This is a genomic window from Priestia flexa NBRC 15715 (genome assembly GCF_001591565.1).
Lineage (GTDB): Bacteria > Bacillota > Bacilli > Bacillales > Bacillaceae_H > Priestia > Priestia flexa.
Genome location: NZ_BCVD01000033.1, coordinates 1 through 22,601, shown reverse-complemented (window position 1 = coordinate 22,601; position 22,601 = coordinate 1). Strand labels below are relative to the sequence as shown.

Annotated in this window: 19 protein-coding genes and 2 tRNA genes; 19 read left to right on the top strand and 2 right to left on the bottom strand. The window is 37.1% G+C overall.

The features are described from left to right. Together BFL01S_RS07850 and BFL01S_RS07845 are read left to right on the top strand one after the other, a co-directional pair. On the top strand, positions 1–372 hold the full coding sequence (locus BFL01S_RS07850) for an FtsB family cell division protein (protein ID WP_025909837.1): 372 nt from the start codon (positions 1–3) through the stop codon (positions 370–372). Positions 373–461: 89 nt separating this feature from the next. Beyond that, the gene (locus tag BFL01S_RS07845; protein ID WP_025909838.1) at positions 462–929 is read left to right on the top strand and encodes a S1 domain-containing RNA-binding protein; all 468 of its coding nucleotides are present in this window, start codon (positions 462–464) and stop codon (positions 927–929) included. Between the two features lie 106 nt (positions 930–1,035). On the opposite strand, the gene BFL01S_RS07840 is transcribed toward BFL01S_RS07845, so the two are convergent. Both BFL01S_RS07840 and BFL01S_RS07835 read right to left on the bottom strand, forming a co-directional pair. Then, positions 1,036–1,107 (bottom strand) — tRNA-Glu (locus tag BFL01S_RS07840). 11 nt (positions 1,108–1,118) lie between these two features. Beyond that, positions 1,119–1,192, bottom strand: a tRNA-Met gene (locus BFL01S_RS07835). A 326-nt stretch (positions 1,193–1,518) separates the two neighbouring features. Between BFL01S_RS07835 and spoIIE the strand changes: the two genes are divergently transcribed. The 17 genes from spoIIE to pulA all read left to right on the top strand — a co-directional run bounded on the left by spoIIE (position 1,519) and on the right by pulA (position 22,352). Beyond that, complete coding sequence (gene spoIIE, locus BFL01S_RS07830) at positions 1,519–3,996, top strand: stage II sporulation protein E (protein WP_025909839.1); 2,478 nt, start codon at positions 1,519–1,521, stop codon at positions 3,994–3,996. A gap of 70 nt (positions 3,997–4,066) precedes the next feature. Continuing rightward, positions 4,067–4,810 (top strand): vWA domain-containing protein, encoded by a 744-nt coding sequence (locus BFL01S_RS07825; protein ID WP_061785376.1) that lies wholly within the window; start codon positions 4,067–4,069, stop codon positions 4,808–4,810. Next, positions 4,779–5,741, top strand: coding sequence for a serine/threonine protein kinase PrkT (gene prkT / locus BFL01S_RS07820; RefSeq protein ID WP_035320698.1), 963 nt, complete (start codon positions 4,779–4,781; stop codon positions 5,739–5,741). The genes BFL01S_RS07825 and prkT overlap by 32 nt, the downstream gene beginning before the upstream one ends. Positions 5,742–5,825: 84 nt before the next feature. Then, positions 5,826–7,205: a tRNA lysidine(34) synthetase TilS gene (gene tilS, locus BFL01S_RS07815; RefSeq protein WP_061785375.1), complete on the top strand. Its 1,380-nt coding sequence runs from the start codon at positions 5,826–5,828 to the stop codon at positions 7,203–7,205. 27 nt (positions 7,206–7,232) lie between these two features. Next, positions 7,233–7,772: a hypoxanthine phosphoribosyltransferase gene (gene hpt, locus BFL01S_RS07810; RefSeq protein ID WP_025909843.1), complete on the top strand. Its 540-nt coding sequence runs from the start codon at positions 7,233–7,235 to the stop codon at positions 7,770–7,772. A gap of 93 nt (positions 7,773–7,865) precedes the next feature. Further along, the gene (ftsH, locus tag BFL01S_RS07805) at positions 7,866–9,779 is read left to right on the top strand and encodes an ATP-dependent zinc metalloprotease FtsH (RefSeq protein WP_025909844.1); all 1,914 of its coding nucleotides are present in this window, start codon (positions 7,866–7,868) and stop codon (positions 9,777–9,779) included. Between the two features lie 157 nt (positions 9,780–9,936). Then, entirely contained in the window at positions 9,937–10,704 is a 768-nt protein-coding gene (locus tag BFL01S_RS07800; protein ID WP_025909845.1) for a type III pantothenate kinase, read from the top strand. A 17-nt stretch (positions 10,705–10,721) separates the two neighbouring features. Continuing rightward, positions 10,722–11,600 (top strand): Hsp33 family molecular chaperone HslO, encoded by an 879-nt coding sequence (gene hslO, locus BFL01S_RS07795; RefSeq protein ID WP_025909846.1) that lies wholly within the window; start codon positions 10,722–10,724, stop codon positions 11,598–11,600. A 202-nt stretch (positions 11,601–11,802) separates the two neighbouring features. Continuing rightward, on the top strand, positions 11,803–12,747 hold the full coding sequence (gene cysK, locus BFL01S_RS07790) for a cysteine synthase A (protein WP_025909847.1): 945 nt from the start codon (positions 11,803–11,805) through the stop codon (positions 12,745–12,747). A 147-nt stretch (positions 12,748–12,894) separates the two neighbouring features. Next, positions 12,895–14,301 carry an anthranilate synthase component I family protein gene (locus tag BFL01S_RS07785; RefSeq protein WP_061785374.1) on the top strand — a complete coding sequence of 469 codons (1,407 nt, stop codon included), beginning with the start codon at positions 12,895–12,897 and terminating at the stop codon, positions 14,299–14,301. Between the two features lie 6 nt (positions 14,302–14,307). Then, positions 14,308–14,889: an aminodeoxychorismate/anthranilate synthase component II gene (pabA, locus tag BFL01S_RS07780; RefSeq protein WP_025909849.1), complete on the top strand. Its 582-nt coding sequence runs from the start codon at positions 14,308–14,310 to the stop codon at positions 14,887–14,889. A gap of 3 nt (positions 14,890–14,892) precedes the next feature. Further along, on the top strand, positions 14,893–15,786 hold the full coding sequence (gene pabC / locus BFL01S_RS07775) for an aminodeoxychorismate lyase (RefSeq protein ID WP_061785373.1): 894 nt from the start codon (positions 14,893–14,895) through the stop codon (positions 15,784–15,786). After that, complete coding sequence (gene folP, locus BFL01S_RS07770) at positions 15,764–16,618, top strand: dihydropteroate synthase (RefSeq protein ID WP_025909851.1); 855 nt, start codon at positions 15,764–15,766, stop codon at positions 16,616–16,618. The genes pabC and folP overlap by 23 nt, the downstream gene beginning before the upstream one ends. Continuing rightward, complete coding sequence (gene folB, locus BFL01S_RS07765) at positions 16,611–16,970, top strand: dihydroneopterin aldolase (RefSeq protein WP_025909852.1); 360 nt, start codon at positions 16,611–16,613, stop codon at positions 16,968–16,970. Before folP ends, folB begins: the two co-directional genes overlap by 8 nt. After that, a complete protein-coding gene (folK, locus tag BFL01S_RS07760) occupies positions 16,970–17,482 on the top strand; it encodes a 2-amino-4-hydroxy-6-hydroxymethyldihydropteridine diphosphokinase (RefSeq protein WP_025909853.1) in 513 nt (170 codons plus the stop codon). Before folB ends, folK begins: the two co-directional genes overlap by 1 nt. Positions 17,483–17,811: 329 nt before the next feature. Continuing rightward, positions 17,812–19,296 carry a lysine--tRNA ligase gene (gene lysS / locus BFL01S_RS07755; RefSeq protein ID WP_025909854.1) on the top strand — a complete coding sequence of 495 codons (1,485 nt, stop codon included), beginning with the start codon at positions 17,812–17,814 and terminating at the stop codon, positions 19,294–19,296. 164 nt (positions 19,297–19,460) lie between these two features. Further along, positions 19,461–22,352, top strand: a complete 2,892-nt coding sequence (gene pulA / locus BFL01S_RS07750) for a type I pullulanase (RefSeq protein ID WP_224840385.1) — start codon at positions 19,461–19,463, stop codon at positions 22,350–22,352. The last annotated feature ends 249 nt before the right edge of the window (positions 22,353–22,601 follow it).

Here is a 22,601-nt window from a genome sequence, read left to right as displayed (position 1 = left end):
ATGAGTGCTGAACGCAAGAAAAATGTAACAAAGTTAAATACAGAATATAGTCAACAGCAACAAAATCTTAAAAAACAAACAGATCGAAAGCGCATTGGCTTAATTAGACGTCTAACTTTCTTTGGTGTTTTGGCTCTACTTATTGGTATAGGTATTGTTACAACGTTGATTACTCAAGCATCAGCTATCGAAAATAAAAAAGCTGAAAAAGAAAAGTTAGAACAACAGTTAACAAAGCTTGAAAGCAAGGAAAAGCAACTTGAATCTGAAATTGTTAAATTAAATGATGATGAGTATATTAAAAAAATTGCGAGAAGAGATTACTTCTTATCAGAAGACGGTGAGATTATCTTTAACATCAAAAAAGACTAAATCCACGGTGCGTTGACAGCATATTTTCGCTTTTTGTATAATAGAGTAAATTGATTTCTTTTATCATTTTAAGGAGGAGCATTTTTTTTATGTCAATTGAAGTAGGCAGCAAGTTACAGGGAAAGGTAACAGGTATTACAAACTTTGGAGCTTTTGTGGAGCTTCCAGGGGGAACAACAGGCTTAGTTCATATTAGTGAAGTGGCTGATAACTATGTAAAAGACATTAACGACCATTTAAAAGTCGGCGATGAAGTTGAAGTAAAAGTTATTAACGTAGAGAAAGATGGCAAGATTGGTCTTTCAATTAAGAAAGCTGTAGAGCGTGCAGAACGCCCAGAACGTCCAGAGCGACCAGCGCGTGCACCACGTTCTGACAGACCTCGTGACTCACATCGCCCACAGCGTAATAATCGCGGTGGTGGTAATGACTTCCGTTCAAAAGAAACGTTTGAGCAAAAAATGAATCGTTTCTTAAAAGATAGTGAAGAACGTTTATCTTCCCTAAAACGCCATACAGAATCAAAACGTGGCGGACGCGGCGCGAAACGCGGCTAACTTGCTGCTTATCACGTTATAGATAGCGAGTTCTAAAAAGCACCTTCAGTGAAGGTGCTTTTTTTGCATATAAAAAAACATGTACAATGATGTACATGTTTTTGGATGACCCGTACGGGATTCGAACCCGTGTTACCGCCGTGAAAGGGCGGTGTCTTAACCACTTGACCAACGGGCCTTTATAATAAGTAGCGGCGGAGGGGATCGAACCCCCGACCTCACGGGTATGAACCGTACGCTCTAGCCAGCTGAGCTACACCGCCATAAATTCTTTATAAAAGACATGTATAATAATATAAAAATCCTCATTGGTTGTCAATAACATTTTTTAAAATAATGGCAAACCAAAAAATATAAATAATAAACTTCATAAATTTAAATAAATTAGTGCAAGAAAATACTAGTTTAGAGCATAACTTCTAAAATATTTTAAGTTGCAATGTAATATTATACATATTTTTGTATGGTTTTCGGTCTCTAACTAGAAAGTCGTCGAACGATTCTTGTACGAGAGAGAGTCGATTTGACAAAATATTAATCCCTTTCTCGCTATAATAGCTTATAAGTATAATTAGCGGGTGGTGGAAAAATGCAAAAAACTGAGCGGAACTTTGCCGGTCCAGCAACTGAAGCTGTTTTTAATCGTACTAGATTAGAAATGGCACGCATTTTTACGAAAACGAGTCTGAAAACAGAAAAGGTATTGTTCCAATGGGGATTAATTTTATTAGCAGTAGGATTTTTATTAGGACGAGCTTTAATTTTAATGGAAATTATGCCGTTTGCATTACCATTTTTTGCGGCTGTACTTGCTATTAAGAAAGATAAGGCAGCTCTTGCAGGCCTGGCCATCTTGGCTGGAGCATTTAGTCTATCCTTACAAAACGGTGGGGTTGTCTTCTGTTCCCTATTCGTATTTTTACTTCTTCATCGCTTTAGTGGTTTTATAACCATAGATCCTCTTAAAAAGTTACCGTTTACTGTGTTTATTTCTATGTTTCTAACGAAATTAGGAATTTTCTACTTGTTTTCACAAGGAGTCACAATGTATGACTTTGCATTTATAGCTGTAGAAGCGGGCTTGAGCTTTATTCTAACAATGATTTTTCTACAGAGTGTACCTCTTATTTCATATCGAAAGCGAAAGCAATCTCTTAAAACAGAAGAAGTTATTTCTCTTATTATTCTTTTAGCATCGGTCATGACAGGAACCATTGGTTGGGTCATGTACGGTTTATCGGCAGAACACGTACTATCACGTTATTTAGTATTAATCTTTGCTTTTGTATCAGGTCCGACAATTGGAGCTACTGTTGGTGTAGTCACGGGATTAATCTTAAGCTTTGCTAACGTAACGAGTTTATATGAAATGAGCTTACTAGCTTTTTCAGGTTTGTTAGGAGGATTACTAAAAGACGGCAAAAAAATGGGTGCATCTCTAGGGTTGATTGTGGGATCTCTTTTAATTGGGCTCTATTCACAAGCTGAACAGGCACTTTCAACCAATTTATATGAGTCGCTTATCGCTGTCGCTTTATTTCTATTAACACCAACATTTCTTTTGAAAAACTTAAGTAAGCTCGTTCCAGGTACATCTGAAAATATGATGGAGCAACAGCAGTATATTCGAAAAGTAAGAGATGTAACGGCAAATCGAGTAGAACAATTCTCCAACGTATTTCAGGCCTTATCTGATAGTTTTACTCAAAATGGATTTTATGAAGAAAAGCGAAATGAAGAAAAAGAAATAGATTATTTTCTAAGTAGCGTAACGGAGAGAACGTGTCAATTCTGTTTCAAGAAAGAGCAGTGTTGGGCTCAACAGTTTGATACAACCTATGAATATCTGAAAGAAATTATGCTAGAAATTGATAATAATTCATTAGAACAAAATCCCAAGCTAGTCAGAGAGATGGACAAGCATTGTGTGAAGTCCAAAAAAGTAATCGATGTTATTGAGCATGAGCTGACGTATTTTAAAGCCAATCAGCAGTTGAAATCTCAGATTCATGAAAGTCGTCGGATTGTAGCTGAGCAGTTGCATGGAGTTTCGCAAGTCATGAATAATTTCGCTCAAGAAATAAAAAGAGAAAGAGAAAACTTAAATGTTCAAGAAGAACAGATTGTCGAAGCATTGAGAAGCTTTGGCATGGAAATTAACCAAATTGAAATTTATAGTTTAGAGCCTGGTAATGTAGATGTAGAAATGTGGGTTCCTTACTGTCACGGCAGAGGTGAGTGTGAAAAAATTATTGCCCCAATGCTTACGGATATACTTGGTGAAAGTATCGTGGTAAAAAATGAAGAGTGTGCAAAATATCCACAAGGTTATTGTCACGTTTCCTTTGGTTCCACCAAAGCGTATGTAGTAGATACAGGGGTTGCTCACGCTGCAAAAGGAGGAGGATTTGTGTCAGGGGATAGCTATTCAATGATTGAATTAAATGCTGGCAAATATGCATTAGCGATCAGTGATGGTATGGGGAACGGTGAAAGAGCTCACTATGAGAGTAGTGAAACACTACAATTACTGAAACAAATCCTACAAACCGGGATTGAAGAGACAATTGCAATAAAATCTATTAATTCTATTCTGTCGTTGCGAACGAGTGATGAAATCTTTTCGACGCTTGACTTGGCAATGATTGATTTACAAGATGCAAACGTAAACTTCTTGAAAATTGGCTCGACACCCAGCTTTATTAAGCGTGGTGATAAAGTAATCAAGGTACAAGCAAGTAATTTACCAATGGGGATTATTGAAGAGTTTGAAGTAGACGTTGTGAGTGAACAAATGAAAGCACAGGACTTGCTCATTATGATGAGTGATGGGGTGTTTGAAGGCCCAAGACATGTTGAGAATTACGAGATGTGGATGAAGCGTAAAATTGGAGAGCTACAAACCGATGATCCACAAGAAATTGCAGATTTAATTATGGAAGAAGTCATTCGAACAAGGTCCGGTTTAATTGAAGATGATATGACCGTGGTGGTTGCTAAACTGAAGCATAATACGCCAAAATGGTCTTCCATTCCAACATATGCGTATCGTAAAAAAGCACAGTAGATTATAGAGTATAAATTATCCCTTCCTCGTCTATCATGTTAATACTGATAATGAGGAGGGGATTTTATTTATGAAAAAAGGAACGTTAAAGCAAATGTTAGTCATTACAGATGGAGGTTCTAATACAGGAGAAGATCCAATTGCAATGGCAGCACTAGCAAAGGAACAAGGCATCAGTGTGAATGTTATAGGAGTTATGGAAGAAGACGTGATTGATGAACAAAGTCAAAACGAAATTGAAGGTATTGCTATGTCTGGTGGAGGAGTTAGCCAAATCGTTTATGTAAAGCAACTTTCTCAAACCGTTCAAATGGTTACAAGACAAGCGATGACTCAAACGTTACAAGGCGTAGTAAATAAAGAACTTCAACAAATATTGGGTGCATCAGCTTCAAAAATGGAAGATTTACCTCCGGGAAAACGTGGAGAAATTATGGAAGTTGTTGACGAGTTAGGTGAAACAGTTGATTTAGAGATTCTCATTTTAGTTGATATGAGTGGAAGCATGAAGTCGAAGCTTCCAACTGTTAAGGAAGCATTATTAGATTTATCCCTCAGCCTCAACGCTAGAATTGGGTACAACCAATTTTCAGTATTTTTATTTCCAGGGAAAAAGAAAGATGTTGAAAAGCTTATGGACTGGAATCCAAAGCTAGAATCGTTATCTACTATATTTCCGAAGTTAACAGCTGGTGGTATTACACCTACTGGTCCAGCAATTAAAGCGGCAACAAACCACTTTGTTCAGAAGAAACGTTCCTTAAGGGGGATGTTAAGAAGTGATGAACACTACAATGAAGAATCTGGTATGTAATTTATCAGCCGGTACAACATTAACAGGGAAGTGGCATCATAATCAGTACACCATTATGAAACAACTAGGCACAGGTGCAACTGGAGTTGTGTATTTGGTTCAATCACCAAATGGAGAAACTGCAGCGCTAAAGTTAAGCTTTGACAACAACTCAGTAACGGCTGAAGTAAATGTATTACGTAACTTCTCAAAGGTCCATGGCAAGTCTCTTGGGCCTTTCTTATTCGATGTAGATGACTGGGTTTATCGTAATCAAGCACTCTCTTTTTATGTAATGGAATATGTAAAAGGAACATCGTTAAAAGCTTTCGTTGCGAAAAGAGGAAAGGAATGGGTAAATGTACTGGTCATGCAGCTATTGGGGGATTTACATGAATTACACAAAGCGGGTTGGGTTTTTGGAGACTTGAAGCCAGAGAACTTGGTTGTTACCAATCACCCTGTCAAGATTCGTTTAATCGATGTAGGTGGAACAACAATGCAAGGGAGAGCTATCAAAGAGTTTACCGACTACTATGACCGAGCATATTGGGGGTTTGGCTCTCGAAAAGCAGAACCAGCATATGATTTGTTTGCTGTAGCTATGATTATAATCGAGCTATTAATCGGCGAGCGTTTAAACAAAGCTGATAAACCTAATGAACAGCTAAAAAGATTATTAAAAACGCATAATGCTCTGTCAGCACATCGTTCGATTTTGTATAAATCGATTCATGGCAACTATCTTACAGCTCATGAGATGAAGCAAGATTTGATTGAAGGGATCAAGAGTGGTGAATCTGTTAAATCTTCAGGAAATCAAAAGGTTCGTCAGCATAGTCCAAAGCGTGTTAAAGTAAAGAAGAAGCGTACACATTTCCTAGAAACCGTTTTATTAGGAGCATCCGTCATGTTTATGTACTTGTTATATCTTTTCATTCAAGTATTATAAATGTGAAACTTTTTAATGGAATATCCGTAAAATGAGAAAGGGATAGTGGTAACTAGTCTTAATCACGTAAGGATGAACAGAATAATGGAAAGGGAAACAACAGAATTTATTGATAAACATAACCTTTTACCAATTAATGCAACAGTCTTAGTCGGTGTTTCTGGAGGTCCAGATTCCTTAGCGTTGCTTCATTTTCTACATAGGGAGCAAGTGCACAGAAGTTTAAATTTAGTGGCGTTACACGTTGATCATATGTTTCGGGGAGCAGAGTCTAAAAATGACTTAGAATATGTGCAAGCTTATTGTAGAGATGCAGGTATTGCATTTGAAGGCGTTAGTATCGATGTAACAACTTATCAGAAAAAGCACAAAGTATCTGCTCAGGTAGCAGCTAGAGAATGTCGGTATGCGTTCTTTGAAGAGATGATGAATAAGTACCGTGCAGAAGTACTAGCTTTAGCTCATCATGGAGATGATCAAGTAGAAACAATACTCATGAGGTTGGCACGTGGTAGTACGATGAGAGGGTATGGAGGGATGGAGGCAAAGCGTCCTTATGCCACAGGGTCTCTCGTTCGCCCTTTTTTATCCGTTACAAAAGAACAAATTTTGTTGTATTGCAGGAGATTTAACTTAAATCCTAGAATAGACCCTACTAACGAGAAGGATACGTATACTCGTAATCGCATTAGACAATATATATTACCTTTTTTAAAGGATGAGTATCACGATATACATGAAAAATTTCAAGCTTTTAGTGAAAACTTATATGAAGATCAAGCCTATTTAGAGGAATTAACAACTCGAGAGATGAATAAGGTAATTAAACAGCAAAGACAAGGATATCTTTTAATGAGTCGAGGGTCTTTCCTTAATATAAGCAAACCTTTACAAAGGCGTGGGATTCAACTAATATTAAACTATCTCTATAAAAAAATCCCTTCAGATCTTTCCTCAGTTCATATTAATAATTTATTGAGGTTTTTAGAAGCTGATAAACCTTCTGGTGTGCTTCACTTTCCAAACAAGCTGACCATTTCTCGTTCGTATGACGATTGTGTGTTCACTTTTGAGTTAACGCAGTCTATTCCAGCATATGAATATGATATCCCCATTCCAGGGGTCATTCAGCTGCCGAATGGTCATTCCCTTACTGCTAGAATACATAATGGAAAATATGATAAGAAAGAAACTGACATCTTTTTAGTAGATGAAAGTAAGGTTAGGTTTCCAATTCGAGTTCGGACGCGAAGGCCAGGAGATAAAATTCAATTAAAAGGCATGAAGGGGCATAAAAAGGTAAAGGATATCTTTATTGATGAAAAAGTGCCTTTAGAGAAAAGAGATGCGTGGCCGGTTGTAGAAGATAGTAATGGTACAATTTTATGGCTGCCAAAATTAAAAAAATCTGCTTATGAATTACACACTCATAAGTTAAGATATGTTATTTTATACTATAAGTAGGGAAAACTTCTAGGAGGCAAGCAAGGAATGAAGCATGATATTAAAGAAATTCTAATTTCAGAGGAACAAATACAGGCAAAGGTAAAGGATTTAGGACAACTACTCACTGAAGAGTATGAAGGTCGTTTTCCTTTAGTAATTGGTGTATTAAAAGGTGCAATGCCTTTTATGTCTGACCTAATTAAACGCATCGATACATATTTAGAAATGGATTTTATGGATGTATCAAGCTATGGTAAAGAAATGGTTTCTTCTGGTGAAGTCAAAATCTTAAAGGATTTAGATACTTCTGTAGAAGGTCGAGACATCTTAATTTTAGAAGATATTATTGATAGCGGATTAACTCTAAGCTATCTAGTAGAGTTATTTAAGTATCGCAAAGCAAAATCAATTAGAATCGTAACACTATTAGACAAACCAACGGGTCGTAAAGCGGATATTAAAGCAGATTACGTTGGATTTGAGGTTCCAGATGCTTTCGTAGTAGGGTATGGGTTAGATTATCAGGAAAAATATCGTAACCTACCTTACATTGGCGTTTTAAAACCAGAAGTGTATAGTAATTAATCAGCATATTTGCAAATGCAATTTGTTGGATAGGATATAGGTTCTATGGTACTATTGAATACAGTATTTGTTTATCGTGGGAGGAGGTAAGAAATGAATCGGATCTTCCGTAATACCATCTTTTATTTACTTATATTTTTAGTCATTATTGGCGTGGTCAGTTTCTTCAGTGGTTCCAACCAGAAGACTGAAGCAATGCGATATGACACATTTGTAGGACACTTGGAAAGTGGAGATATTGAATCATTAACATTGAAGCCTGAACGTGGGGTTTATGTCGTACAAGGGAAATTAGAATCTTATAATGAAGATCAGAAATTCCAAACTTACATTGTAGATGGTGATCAAGCGTTAGAGCGTATTAATGCCGCTGCAAATAGTAAGGACATTCAGGTGAAGGTTGACCCAGCAGATGAAACAAGTGGTTGGGTAACATTCTTTACATCAATTATACCTTTTGTCATTATCTTCATCCTCTTCTTCTTCTTACTAAACCAAGCTCAAGGTGGCGGTAGCCGTGTAATGAACTTTGGTAAAAGTAAAGCGAAACTTTACAGTGAAGAAAAGAAGAAAGTTAAGTTCAAAGATGTTGCAGGTGCAGACGAAGAGAAACAAGAACTTGTTGAGGTTGTAGAGTTCTTGAAAGACCCTCGTAAATTTGCCGACTTAGGCGCTCGAATTCCAAAAGGTGTACTTCTTGTAGGTCCTCCAGGAACGGGTAAAACATTATTAGCGAGAGCTGTAGCTGGTGAAGCAGGCGTGCCTTTCTTCTCAATCAGTGGTTCAGACTTTGTTGAAATGTTTGTTGGTGTCGGTGCATCACGTGTGCGTGACTTGTTTGAAAATGCAAAGAAAAACGCGCCTTGTATTATCTTTATCGATGAAATTGATGCTGTAGGTCGTCAACGTGGTGCTGGTCTAGGTGGAGGTCACGATGAGCGTGAACAAACTCTAAACCAATTGCTTGTTGAAATGGATGGCTTTGGTGCTAATGAAGGAATCATTATCATTGCAGCAACAAACCGCCCTGATATTTTAGATCCAGCTTTATTACGTCCAGGACGTTTTGACCGTCAGATTACTGTAGATCGTCCAGATGTAAATGGTCGTGAAGCAGTGTTGAAAGTACATGCTCGCAACAAACCTTTAGATGAAAATGTAAATCTAAATGCCATTGCGATGCGTACACCAGGCTTCTCAGGAGCCGACTTAGAAAACTTATTAAACGAAGCTGCCTTAGTAGCTGCGCGACAAGATAAGAAAAAGATTGATATGAGCGATATTGATGAAGCAACGGACCGTGTAATTGCGGGACCAGCTAAAAAGAGTCGCGTTATCTCTAAAAAAGAACGCAATATTGTCGCGTACCATGAAGCTGGTCACACAATTATTGGTGTTGTATTAGATGAAGCGGACATGGTACATAAAGTAACGATTGTTCCACGTGGGCAAGCAGGTGGTTATGCTGTAATGCTTCCGAAAGAAGATCGCTATTTCATGACAAAACCAGAGCTTTTAGATAAGATTGTTGGTTTATTAGGTGGACGTGTTGCTGAGGAATTAATCTTTGGCGAAGTAAGTACGGGTGCACATAATGACTTCCAACGTGCAACAAGTATCGCAAGACGTATGGTTACTGAATACGGTATGAGCGATAAGTTAGGTCCAATGCAGTTTGGTCAATCGCAAGGTGGCCAAGTGTTCTTAGGACGTGACATCCAAAATGAACAAAACTACAGTGACGCAATTGCTCATCAAATTGACTTAGAAATTCAACGCTTTATTAAAGATAGCTACGAGCGTGCAAGACAAATTCTAACTGAAAATCGTGATAAGTTAGAACTTATTGCTCAAACGTTATTAAAAGTTGAAACGTTAGATGCTGAGCAAATCAAGCATTTAGTTGATCATGGGACGCTTCCAGATCGTTCTCCAAAAAGCAGCGATGAAGATGTAAAAGTAAACATTCAATCGAAGCCAGATCAAGAGGAAGAGCCTAAAGAATAAAAAGTAAGATGCTCCTAGGAGCATCTTACTTTTTTTGTTTTTTATACGAACATTAGTAAGGAAAAGGAAAAGCTTCTTTTACTGTACACCCCTTTTTCTTAGTTATGGTATGATGGTTTCAGTGTAAATATTGATTAAAGGCGAAGTGGTGATTAACATGATTTTTGTATTAGACGTTGGAAATACGAATACTGTATTAGGAGTATATGATGGTGATGAACTAAAATATCATTGGCGCATTGAAACGAGTCGTAATAAAACAGAAGATGAATACGGAATGACAATTAAGGCACTCCTTGAGCACGTTGGTTTATCTTTTAAAGATATTCATGGTATTATTATCTCCTCTGTAGTGCCACCAATTATGTTTGCATTGGAACGTATGTGCCAAAAATATTTTCATTTAAAGCCGCTTATAGTAGGTCCTGGTATTAAAACAGGTTTAAATATTAAATATGAAAATCCAAGAGAAGTTGGGGCAGACCGAATCGTAAATGCAGTAGCAGGTATTAAGCTTTATGGCAGCCCATTAATTATTGTGGATTTCGGAACAGCAACAACTTACTGTTACATTGATGAAGACAAACAGTATATGGGAGGAGCTATCGCACCTGGTATTAATATTTCCACTGAAGCGCTATATTCTAGGGCATCTAAACTTCCGAGGATTGAAATTGCTAGGCCGAATAGCATTGTAGGTAAAAATACAGTTTCTGCGATGCAAGCGGGAATTTTATATGGATATGTTGGACAAGTTGAAGGTATTGTTACACGAATGAAAGAGCAATCAAACGTAAATCCTAAAGTAATTGCAACAGGTGGTTTAGCAACATTAATCGCAAAAGAGTCAGACATTATTGACATCGTAGATCCGTTTTTAACACTAAAAGGTCTACAGATTATTTATACGAAAAATATGGAATAAGAGGAGTTAGTATTATTATGAGTGACTACTTAGTCAAGGCTTTAGCATATAATAATCAAGTTCGTGCCTACGCTGTGAAAACAACGGAGGCAGTAGGTGAAGCGCAGCGTCGCCATTATACATGGCCAACAGCTTCAGCTGCATTAGGACGTGCGATGAGTGCCGGTGTAATGATGGGTGCGATGTTAAAGGGAGAGCAGAAGTTAACAATAAAAGTCGAAGGTGGCGGACCGATTGGCGCAATCCTTGTGGATAGCAATGCCAAAGGGGAAGTTCGTGGTTATGTTACAAATCCACAAACACATTTTGAATTAAACAAATACGGTAAATTAGATGTCGCTCGTGCAGTAGGTACGGGAGGCACGCTTAGTGTCGTAAAAGACGTTGGAATGAGAGATCAATTTAATGGTCAGGTACCGATTGTATCAGGTGAATTAGGAGAAGATTTCACGTATTATTTTGTAACATCTGAACAAGTTCCTTCATCAGTTGGCGTTGGTGTGTTAGTAAACCCTGATAACACCATCTTGGCTGCAGGAGGCTTCATTATTCAGCTGTTACCAGGAACAGATGAAGCGACAATCTCAGCAATTGAACAGCGCTTGCAAACCATTGAACCTATCTCTAAGCTTATTCAACGTGGATTAACACCAGAAGAAATTCTTGAAGAAGTTCTAGGAAAAGATAACCTTAAAATTCTTGAAACCATGCCTGTGGAATTTAAATGTCAATGTTCTAAAGAGCGCATTGGTAATGCAATTATTAGCTTAGGAAAAGATGAAATTCAATCAATGATTGATGAAGATGGCAAAGCTGAAGCGCAATGTCACTTCTGTAATGAAATGTATCACTTTCCTGCAGAAGAGCTAAAAGAAATGAAAGAAGAAGCTATATAAATAAGTCTCTGAAAAGACATCGCATGCAGCCGGTGTCTTTTTCTTTTGAAGTTTGGTCTGAAAATGGTACAGTAAGGATATAATGGTCTAGAAAAATAGAAAAAAAAGTCATTGTCACAAAACAAAATGATTGACAATTTAGAAAATAACTGATAAATTGTATACAAATTCAATAAAATTACTCGGGATTAGGAGTGGAGATATGGCACGCGTAGCAAATTCAATTACGGAATTAATTGGTCAAACACCAATTGTTAAATTAAATCGTTTAGTTGAAGAAGATATGGCAGATGTATATTTAAAGTTGGAGTTTATGAACCCAGGAAGCAGCGTGAAAGATCGCATTGCATTGGCAATGATTGAAGATGCGGAAGCCAAAGGCGTTTTAAAGCCTGGCGACACAATCATTGAACCTACAAGTGGTAATACAGGTATCGGTCTAGCTATGGTTGCAGCAGCAAAGGGATATCGCGCAATCTTAACAATGCCTGAAACAATGAGTATTGAACGTCGTAACCTACTTCGTGCATACGGCGCAGAGTTAGTCTTAACACCAGGACCTGAAGGAATGAAAGGAGCTGTTAATAAAGCTTCTGAATTAGCAAAAGAACATGGTTACTTCATTCCTCAACAGTTCCAAAATGAGGCAAACCCTGAAGTGCATCGTAAAACAACAGGTAAAGAAATTGTTGAACAATTCGGTGACCAACTGGATGCTTTTGTAGCTGGGATTGGAACAGGTGGAACAATTACGGGTGCTGGAGAAGTATTGAAAGAAGCTTACCCAGAGATTAAGCTTTATGCTGTAGAACCAGCTGACTCACCAATTTTAAGTGGTGGTCAGCCAGGACCTCATAAAATTCAAGGAATTGGTGCTAACTTCATACCAGGTGTGTTAAATACAGACCTATATGACCATGTTATTCCTGTGAAAAATGAAGAAGCATTTGACTATGCTCGAAAAGTAGCTAAAACTGAAGGTGTATTAGTCGGAATTTCTTCAGGTGCAGCAATTTTTGCAGCATTAAAGGTAGCAAAAGAATTAGGAAAAGGTAAAAAAGTGTTAGCCATTATTCCAAGTAACGGTGAGCGCTATTTAAGTACACCATTATTCCAATTCGAAGAGCAAACACAAGGTCAGTCTTGATAAGCTACGATAAATAATTTTTATTTAGCTACCCCCTTAAGTCATAGTAACTTTGTGGCTTAAAGGGGTAGTTTTTTTCATCTAGTGAATAACTTTCTAAAATCATGTAAAATAAGGATAGGTGATTCATTTTAGGAGAGTGAGCAAATGCAGCAACGAATGACATGGGGTGAATCGATTTCGATTCCTAAGGATAAATGGTTTAGTAAGTATCAAGAATTATCTGTAGATGAGCCGCATCATATATTGTTGGAAAGTGGGCGAGGCGGTAACTTTCATATTATGGGCCTTAATCCTATCGCTATTTTACGAGGAGAGTCTAACGAGCTTCATATTATAGAGCAAGGAAGAAGAAGTGTTGAAAAAGGTAATCCAATGCATTTAATGCGTAAATGGATGAAGAAGTACCAAACACCTCAGCGTAAAGAGCTACCTCCGTTTCAAGGCGGGGCCATTGGTTATATTAGCTATGATTACGTAAGGTATGTAGAACATGTACCAACAATAGCAGATGATCCGTTAAAGATGCCTGATATTTATTTCTTAATTTTTGATGATGTTTTTGTATATGACCACCATAAAGAAGAGCTATGGATAATGGTTAACCATACAGATGAAGAGAATGCTAAAGCTCGTTTAACTTCATATAAAAATCAATGGTTGTCTGAAACGAAGTATACTCCTGTTTATGAGAAAGTGAAGAGTGTTAATACACACACAACTTTGTCAATGTCAGAAGAAGAGTTTGGTGTGGCTGTTGAAAGGATAAAGGAATATATTGGACAAGGTGATGTGTTTCAAGTTAACTTATCTGTAAGACAGTCACAGCCTCTTAATACACATCCAATGCATATTTACGAACAAGTCCGAAAGATTAATCCTTCTCCATACATGTCGTATATGCAAACCGATGAGTTTCATTTAGTGAGTTGCTCACCAGAGTTATTAGTTAAAAAATCAGGAGTTGAGCTTAGTACAAGACCAATTGCAGGAACACGGTCTAGAGGGAAGACAAACGAAGAAGACAGTGCACTGGCTAAAGAGTTAATTGAAAATGAGAAAGAGCGTGCGGAGCACGTAATGCTTGTTGATTTAGAGCGAAATGACTTAGGTAGAGTAAGTAAGTACGGGACTGTTTGTGTAGATGAGTTTATGGTGATTGAAAAATACTCCCATGTTATGCACATCGTATCAAATGTCAAAGGTGAAATTGCTGACAATAAAGACATTGTAGATGTAGTAGATGCAGTATTCCCAGGAGGAACCATCACAGGTGCACCTAAGGTTCGGACAATGGAAATTATTGAAGAACTAGAGCCCGTTCGAAGAGGTGTCTATACAGGATCAATTGGTTGGATAGGCTATAACGGCGAGATGGAACTTAACATCGCAATTCGTACAATGGTCGTTCAAGATGGTCAAGTACATGTACAGGCGGGAGCTGGTGTTGTTATTGACTCCAACCCTAAGTATGAGTACAAAGAGTCATTGAAAAAGGCTATGGCTTTATGGAAAGCAAAAGAGCAGAGTGAAAAAGAGTTGAGTGGAGGATGAGAACAGATGATTTTAATGATTGATAACTACGATTCATTTACATTTAATTTAGTACAGTATTTAGGTGAGCTAGGCCATGAGTTAGTCGTCAAGCGTAATGATGAAATTACAATTGAAGAGATTGAAAACCTTAACCCTGACTTTTTAATGATTTCTCCAGGGCCATGTAGCCCAAATGAAGCTGGTATTAGCTTAGAAGCAATTAAATATTTTGCTGGTCAAATTCCGATTTTTGGCGTTTGTCTTGGACATCAGTCCATTGGTCAAGCATTTGGTGGAAATGTTATCAGAGCTGATAAGCTTATGCATGGTAAGACGTCAGAAATGCACCATGATGGAAAAACAATCTTTGAAGGGTTGGACAATCCGTTTACAGCTACTCGCTACCATTCTTTAATTGTAGAAGCTGGATCTCTGCCTGATTGTTTTGAGGTGTCAGCATGGACAGATGAAAATGAGATTATGGCTATTCGCCATAAAACTATGCCAATTGAGGGCGTCCAATTTCACCCTGAATCCATTATGACTTCATATGGTCGAGAAATGCTGCAAAATTTTATTAATACGTATCAGAAAAAGGGCGTGTAACCTTTGTACATTTATGTAAACGGAGAGATTTTAGAAAGAAGCAAAGCAACTATTTCTCCTTTTGATCATGGTTATATGTATGGCCTGGGTTTATTTGAAACAATGAGAATCTATAATGGTCATCCATTTTTATTAGATGATCATCTGAGTCGATTACAAAGTGGTTTATCGCTTTTAAATATTGAATGGACATATTCAAAGGAAGATATACTTACAATTCTTAATGAGTTGCTGCAAAAGAATAATCTCCAAAATGCGTATGTTCGACTAAACGTATCAGCAGGTGTAGGTGAAATTGGACTACAGGTAGAAGCATATACTCGTCCATCACTTATTGTTTATATGAAGTCTATGCCTGATAAGAAAACCCCTCTTATAAAAGAGGGGGTTATTCTTGAAACAAAAAGAAATACTCCCGAAAGTAATGAACGGTTGAAATCTCATCATTATTTAAATAATATCTTAGCTAAAAGAGAAGTTGGAAACGATATAAGTAAGGAAGGGATTTTTTTAACAAAGGAAAGGTTCTTAGCGGAAGGAATTGTTTCAAACCTTTTCTTTGTTAAAGATAACACCGTCTTTACTCCTGCTGTTGAAACGGGAATATTAAACGGTATTACTCGCCAATTTATATGTAAGCTTTTAAGTGTGAAGGGGATTTCTATTAAAGAAGGATTCTTTACACTATCAGAGCTTCTTGAGAGCGAAGAAATCTTTATGACAAATTCAATTCAAGAAATTTTTGCTATCCATAAAATTGGAGAGAAAGAGTTTAAAACGGGTGAACAAACGCTAACCTATACATTACAGCGACAATATGAGAAATATACTTCGCATTTATGGAGTAAAGAAGGCGTACGAAAGGAAGTCTTAGATGACAAAAACGGTAGTAAATAGTCAATTTATCGATTGTGGTTCCCATAAGTTAGATTATTCTACAAAGACATTGATTATGGGGATCCTGAACGTAACCCCAGATTCGTTTTCAGATGGTGGTTCATTTAACCATATCGATAAAGCAATTGAGCATGCTAAACAAATGGTCATAGATGGTGCAGACCTCATTGACATCGGTGGTGAATCAACACGTCCAGGAAGCGATAAAGTAAGTGTGGAAGAAGAATTAGAGCGTACAATTCCTGTTATCAAAGAATTATCTCGAACTCTAGACGTACCTATCTCTATTGATACGTATAAATCTGAGGTAGCAAAGCAAGCAATTGAAGCAGGTGCACACATTATTAATGACGTGTGGGGAGCAAAGGCTGACCCGGAGATGGCAAAAGTAGCTGCTGATTATAATGTACCTATCATCCTCATGCATAATAGAGACAATAAAAATTATCAAAACCTCATTCCAGATATGATTGCTGATTTATATGAAAGCATAAAAATCGTTAAAAGTGCTGGTGTAAAAGATAAGAATATTATTTTAGACCCAGGGATTGGATTTGCTAAGACAGTAGAGCAAAATATTGAAGCTATTCAAAATGTAGATAAGTTTACAGCACTAGGCTATCCTGTGTTGTTGGCTACATCTCGAAAGTCAACAATTGGACACGTCCTTAATTTGCCTCCAAAGGAACGAATAGAAGGAACTGCTGCTACTATTGGAATGGGTATTTCTAAAGGTATTCATATGACAAGAGTACACGATGTGAAAGAGATTGCTCGCTTTACGAAGATGATGGATGTTTTAGTAGGTAAAGGAGTAATCGAGAATGGATAAAATTTATGTGAATAATATGCGCTTTTATGGTTATCACGGCGTTTTTACTGAGGAAAATAAGTTAGGTCAACGTTTTAATGTAGATTTAACAGTAGAATTAGATTTAAAAAAAGCTGGACAAGAGGATGATTTAGAAGCAACTGTAAGTTATGCAGAGCTCTACGAAGTCTGTAAAAACATTGTGGAGAAAGAAACGTTTAAGCTGGTTGAAACTATTGCTGAGACCATTGCGTCAACGGTTTTATCCTCTTATCATCTAATTCAAGCTTGTACCGTAAAAGTATATAAACCCGACCCTCCGATTCAAGGTCATTATGATTCGGTTGCCGTCGAAATTACAAGGAGCCGCTAATGAACAATAGAGCTTTTATAGCCCTGGGGTCTAATATTAAAAGCCGCAGTAACTACTTAAAGCAAGCTGTTCAATCACTAGACAGTCATGAAGGCATTTTATTAGAAAATCTTTCTTCCGTATATGAGACGGATCCGGTTGGCTATACTAACCAAAGCGCTTTCTTAAATATGGTAGCCGAAATTAAAACAGAACTTTCTTCTCTAGAGTTGCTCGATGTTTTGCAGGCGATTGAGCTACAGCAGAACCGAAAAAGAGAGGTTGTATGGGGACCCCGTACGTTAGATTTGGACATTCTTCTGTATAATGAAGAGGTTATACATAGTTCTAGACTTATTGTTCCTCACCCTCGGATGACAGAAAGAGCATTTGTAATGGTCCCTCTAGCAGAAATTGCTAGTGACCTCATTATACCTATTGAGGATACATCGACAGTATACTTAGCGGAAAGACTAGCTGCAGAACAAGGGATTAAATTAATTGGTAACTTATATGATGTAACGGCTCCATAAAAACGTTTTTTGTTTTTAAGAGCCAGGAGGTTTACTTGCTTTTCTTAGTTCGTTACAATAAGAAATTGATAACCAAACATTATTTAGAATTCGATAAGGTCGAAAGTGCGTAAAGAAAAGAAGCGATATAATTACGCATTAAGGCAGTTGGATTACTATATCAAGTTGTTTTAGCTTGAGACAAGAACACACTGTAAGTCTAAAGCGATTTGACATAGAGAAACGACTGAATTTATAATAATTTTAAAGAAACGTAGGAATTGCCAGTGGAAAAGCTGGCCTTTTTTCTGTTTTAGAAAATTTATTAATACGATGGAGATGAGCACATAATGAATCATGAAGAATTAAATGATCAACTTCTCGTTCGTCGTGAAAAAATGAACAACCTTCGAGAACAAGGTATGGATCCATTTGGAAAACGCTTCGAACGTACACATACATCACAAGAGATAATTGATGCATATGAAGAACTAACAAAAGAAGCTTTAGAGGAAAATGAAGTTTCAGTTTCATTAGCAGGACGTATTATGACAAAGCGCGGAAAAGGAAAAGCAGGCTTTGCTCACGTTCAAGATTTAACGGGTCAAATTCAACTTTATGTTCGTAAAGATTCAGTAGGGGACGAACAATACGAAATCTTTAAAACAGTTGATATTGGTGACCATGTTGGTGTACAAGGCGTATTGTTTAAAACAAAAGTTGGTGAATTATCAATTAAAGTAAAAGACTTCACGCTATTATCAAAAGCTTTACGTCCTTTACCGGATAAATATCACGGCTTAAAAGATATTGAACAACGCTATCGTCAGCGCTATTTAGATTTAATTACTAATCCAGAAAGTAAACAAACATTTATCTTGCGAAGCCGTATTATTCAATCAATGCGCCGCTACTTAGATAATAATGGCTACTTAGAAGTTGAAACACCAATGATGCATTCAATTGCTGGTGGTGCATCGGCTCGTCCATTCGTTACTCATCATAATGCTCTAGATATGGAGCTTTATATGCGTATTGCAATTGAGCTACACCTAAAACGATTAATTGTTGGTGGCTTAGAAAAAGTGTACGAAATTGGTCGCGTCTTCCGTAATGAAGGGGTATCAACTCGTCACAACCCAGAATTTACAATGATTGAGCTTTATGAAGCATACGCTGATTACAAAGATATTATGGCATTAACTGAAAACTTAATTGCACATATTGCTCAGGAAGTATTAGGAACGACTAAAATCCAGTATGGGGAGTATGAAGTAGACTTAACTCCAGAATGGACAAGACTTCATATGGTAGATGCTATTAAGCAATATACAGGCGTTGATTTCTGGAAAGAAACATCTGTTGAAGAGGCACGTGCTCTTGCAAAAGAACACAATGTTGAAATTACAGAGCATATGTTATACGGGCACATTGTAAATGAATTCTTTGAACAAAAAGTAGAAGAGCAATTAATTCAACCAACATTCATTTACGGACATCCTGTAGAAATCTCACCATTAGCGAAAAAGAATGAGGATGACCCTCGCTTTACTGATCGCTTTGAGTTATTTATTGTAGCAAGAGAGCATGCAAATGCCTTCACGGAGTTAAACGATCCAATTGATCAGCGTGAACGCTTTGAAGCGCAGTTAAAAGAAAAAGAACAAGGTAACGATGAAGCACATGAGATGGATGATGACTTCATTGAAGCGTTAGAATATGGTATGCCGCCAACTGGTGGTTTAGGAATTGGTATTGATCGATTAGTTATGCTATTAACAAACGCTCCTTCTATTCGTGATGTACTGTTATTCCCGCAAATGCGCCACCGTTAATAAAAAAGACAGCTAATTGGCTGTCTTTTTTATTTATTATTATCTATTTTTTAATAGGTCTTTTGGATTCAATTTTCAAAAATTCAAAATTTTATATTGTGCAAACGTTTTCAGTTTTTATATAATAGATTTGTTATCGACTATAAACAAAGGGGATGGGCTTTATGAAAATTAATCGATGGTTTGTTGTTCTAATCGTTTTTGCAATGTTTGCCTCCGCTTTTTCGAGCTTCCCTATGCAAACGTTTGCAAATACAGGGAAAGTAATTATTCATTATCAAGAAGCGCCGAATAACACAAAAGATTGGAACCTATGGATTTGGCCTGAAGGCGGGGAAGGGAAAGCGTACGACTTTACAGGGGAAGATGCGTTTGGAAAAGTTGCTGAGATTGAAATTCCTACAAACACTAAAAAGGTAGGATTTATTGTCCGGACAGATACTTGGGAAAAAGATGGGGAAGATCGCTGGGTTGATATCCAAAATGGTGAAGGGGAAGTATGGATAAAAAGTGGAGATAACACAGTATATAACGAGCCACCAGATGGAGAGTATCGTGATTTACCATCTTATGAGAACGTTAAAGTAACCATTCATTATGCACGTTATGATAAGAACTATAAAGACTGGGATTTGTGGGTCTGGCCAGATGGAAAGAGTGGACAAGCCGTTCAGTTTAAAGATGAAGATGATTTTGGAAAAGTTGCTACTTTTGAATTGAATGATCCCCAAGGTATTCAAAAGGTAGGGTTTATTGCTCGACAAAGCATAAATGGAAACGAATGGGGGAATAAAGAATTAGATAATCGCTATATCACGAAATTTAAAGAAGATGGATCAGCTGAAATTTGGATTGCTCAAGGAATCGAGCGTGTATTCTACGATCCAAGCCAAATTGATTTAAATCCAAAGATTGTTGGAGCTACTATTGATAAAATGAATGAAATTACGCTTCAAACAAACGTTCCATTCGCTATAGAAGAGGCAGATAACTCTGGTATTACATTAGAAGGAGTAGAAATTAAGGAAGTGATACCATTAAATAAGGAAGAAAAAACAACGAACAAGGTTCGAGTTGTGACGAAAAATAACTTAGATTTAACAAAGGCATATAAGATATCGAAATCCTTGTTTGGAAGCGCGACGGTTGAAATTGGAGCAGCAGTGCGTTCTAAAGAATTTGATGACATGTTTTATTATGACGGAAATGACTTAGGAAATACGTATAAAAAAGATAAAACGTCTTTTCGCTTATGGGCTCCTACTGCTACTGAAGCTAAACTAGTCTCATATAAAAAGTGGGACTCAACTAGCGGAACAGAAATTCCACTGAAAAAAGCAGAGCGAGGTACATGGACTACACAATTAAAAGGAAATCAAGATGGATTAATCTACACGTATAAAGTTAAAATTGGAGATAAGTGGAATGAGGCTGTTGATCCGTATGCACGTGCTGTAACTGTAAACGGAGATAAAGGTGTAGTGGTAGATTTAAAAACCACAAACCCAGAGAAGTGGCCAGCGAAAAAGCCATTCTTGAAAAACCGCGAAGATGCTATTATCTACGAGCTGCACGTACGGGATTTATCGATTGATCCAAATAGTGGAATTAAAAATAAAGGTAAGTTTTTAGGCGTTACTGAAGAAGGAACAAGAGGACCTGGTGGAGTTAAAACAGGATTAGATCATATTAAAGATTTAGGTGTGACGCACGTGCAGTTTATTCCTATCTATGATTACCGCACAGTGGATGAAACAAAATTAAACGAGCCGCAGTACAATTGGGGATATGATCCAAAGAACTATAATGTGCCGGAAGGTTCTTATTCTACAAATCCATATGAACCTAAAGTAAGAATTAAAGAAATGAAGCAGATGGTTCAATCACTGCACAAAAATAATTTACGCGTAATTATGGATGTTGTGTATAACCATATGTATGCTGTAAGTGAGTCAAACTTTAATGAGTTAGTACCAGGTTACTATTTCCGATATAATGAAGATGGAACGTTAGCTAATGGAACAGGTGTTGGAAACGATACAGCATCAGAGCGTAAAATGATGAGGAAGTTTATTGTAGACTCTGTAAAATATTGGGCAACAGAATATAATTTAGACGGTTTTCGCTTTGATTTAATGGGAATTCATGATGTAGAAACCATGAAAGAGGTACGAGACGCTTTAAATAAAATTGATCCGAGTATTATTGTTTTAGGAGAGGGTTGGGATTTAAATACACCTTTACCTGCTGACCAAAAAGCAAACCAGAAGAATGCAAACAAAATGCCAGGCGTAGCGCATTTTAATGATGTTATTCGTGATGGTTTAAAAGGTAGTGTATTTTATGATGAAGATAGCGGCTTTGTAAATGGCAAACAAGGTATGGAAGACACGATGAAAAAGAGTATAGCAGGTGGCCTTCAATACGATTCTTCAACATCTACTTATCAAGATCCTGAACAAGTAGTAACTTATGTAGAAGCCCATGATAATCATACTTTATGGGACAAACTACTATTAACGAATCCAAATGCTACTGAGCTTGAGCGTAAGCAAATGCATAAGCTTGCTTCATCTATGGTGTTAACTTCACAAGGAGTGTCTTTCATACATGCTGGTCAAGAGTTTATGAGAACTAAAGGTGGGGACCATAATAGCTACAAATCACCAGACTCTGTAAATCAACTAGATTGGGAGCGGCGTTTAGCATTTAATCAAGAGGTTGAATATATGAAAGGTTTAATTGAGATTCGTAAAAAGTATCCAGTATTTCGTATGACAACTGCCTCTGAGATTCGTCAGAACCTATCATTCTTAAATGCACCTAAAAATGTAGTAGCTTATACATTGGAAGGTAAAAACAAAAATCAACTAACTATCATACACAATGCCAATTCCAATGAGATAAAAATGAAAGTCTCTAGCAAAGGCAATCTATCCCTGCTTGTCGATGGAAAAAAAGCTGGTACAAAGTCTATAAAGAAAATAAAAAGTGATAATGTAACTGTACCGGCTTTTAGTACATTTATTTTAGAAGGTAATACTTTTAGGAAGTAAAGTTTAACTATTACTTAGAAAAAGATAGTTTAAAAGCTGTCTTTTTCCTTTTTATCCAACTGATATAACGAATAGAAGATATTAGAAAATTTAAACTTATTATTGTGGTATTGCTATATGATAATATGTCTGTTATATTTATAAATGTCCTTGAGAGACACAAACGAATCTCAAAGGAAATAAAAAAACTATTGACACTGAGTTCGAAACTTGGTAAGATAGAAAAGTCGCTTAAGAGCGACGGTTGAA

Bases quoted from the DNA above. Each gene is read 5' to 3' on its own strand.
- BFL01S_RS07850 (WP_025909837.1), top strand. From the start codon at position 1: ATGAGTGCTGAACGCAAGAAAAATGTAACAAAGTTAAATACAGAATAT.
- BFL01S_RS07845 (WP_025909838.1), top strand. From the start codon at position 462: ATGTCAATTGAAGTAGGCAGCAAGTTACAGGGAAAGGTAACAGGTATT.
- spoIIE (WP_025909839.1), top strand. From the start codon at position 1,519: ATGCAAAAAACTGAGCGGAACTTTGCCGGTCCAGCAACTGAAGCTGTT.
- BFL01S_RS07825 (WP_061785376.1), top strand. From the start codon at position 4,067: ATGAAAAAAGGAACGTTAAAGCAAATGTTAGTCATTACAGATGGAGGT.
- prkT (WP_035320698.1), top strand. From the start codon at position 4,779: ATGAACACTACAATGAAGAATCTGGTATGTAATTTATCAGCCGGTACA.
- tilS (WP_061785375.1), top strand. From the start codon at position 5,826: ATGGAAAGGGAAACAACAGAATTTATTGATAAACATAACCTTTTACCA.
- hpt (WP_025909843.1), top strand. From the start codon at position 7,233: ATGAAGCATGATATTAAAGAAATTCTAATTTCAGAGGAACAAATACAG.
- ftsH (WP_025909844.1), top strand. From the start codon at position 7,866: ATGAATCGGATCTTCCGTAATACCATCTTTTATTTACTTATATTTTTA.
- BFL01S_RS07800 (WP_025909845.1), top strand. From the start codon at position 9,937: ATGATTTTTGTATTAGACGTTGGAAATACGAATACTGTATTAGGAGTA.
- hslO (WP_025909846.1), top strand. From the start codon at position 10,722: ATGAGTGACTACTTAGTCAAGGCTTTAGCATATAATAATCAAGTTCGT.
- cysK (WP_025909847.1), top strand. From the start codon at position 11,803: ATGGCACGCGTAGCAAATTCAATTACGGAATTAATTGGTCAAACACCA.
- BFL01S_RS07785 (WP_061785374.1), top strand. From the start codon at position 12,895: ATGCAGCAACGAATGACATGGGGTGAATCGATTTCGATTCCTAAGGAT.
- pabA (WP_025909849.1), top strand. From the start codon at position 14,308: ATGATTTTAATGATTGATAACTACGATTCATTTACATTTAATTTAGTA.
- folP (WP_025909851.1), top strand. From the start codon at position 15,764: ATGACAAAAACGGTAGTAAATAGTCAATTTATCGATTGTGGTTCCCAT.
- folB (WP_025909852.1), top strand. From the start codon at position 16,611: ATGGATAAAATTTATGTGAATAATATGCGCTTTTATGGTTATCACGGC.
- folK (WP_025909853.1), top strand. From the start codon at position 16,970: ATGAACAATAGAGCTTTTATAGCCCTGGGGTCTAATATTAAAAGCCGC.
- lysS (WP_025909854.1), top strand. From the start codon at position 17,812: ATGAATCATGAAGAATTAAATGATCAACTTCTCGTTCGTCGTGAAAAA.
- pulA (WP_224840385.1), top strand. From the start codon at position 19,461: ATGAAAATTAATCGATGGTTTGTTGTTCTAATCGTTTTTGCAATGTTT.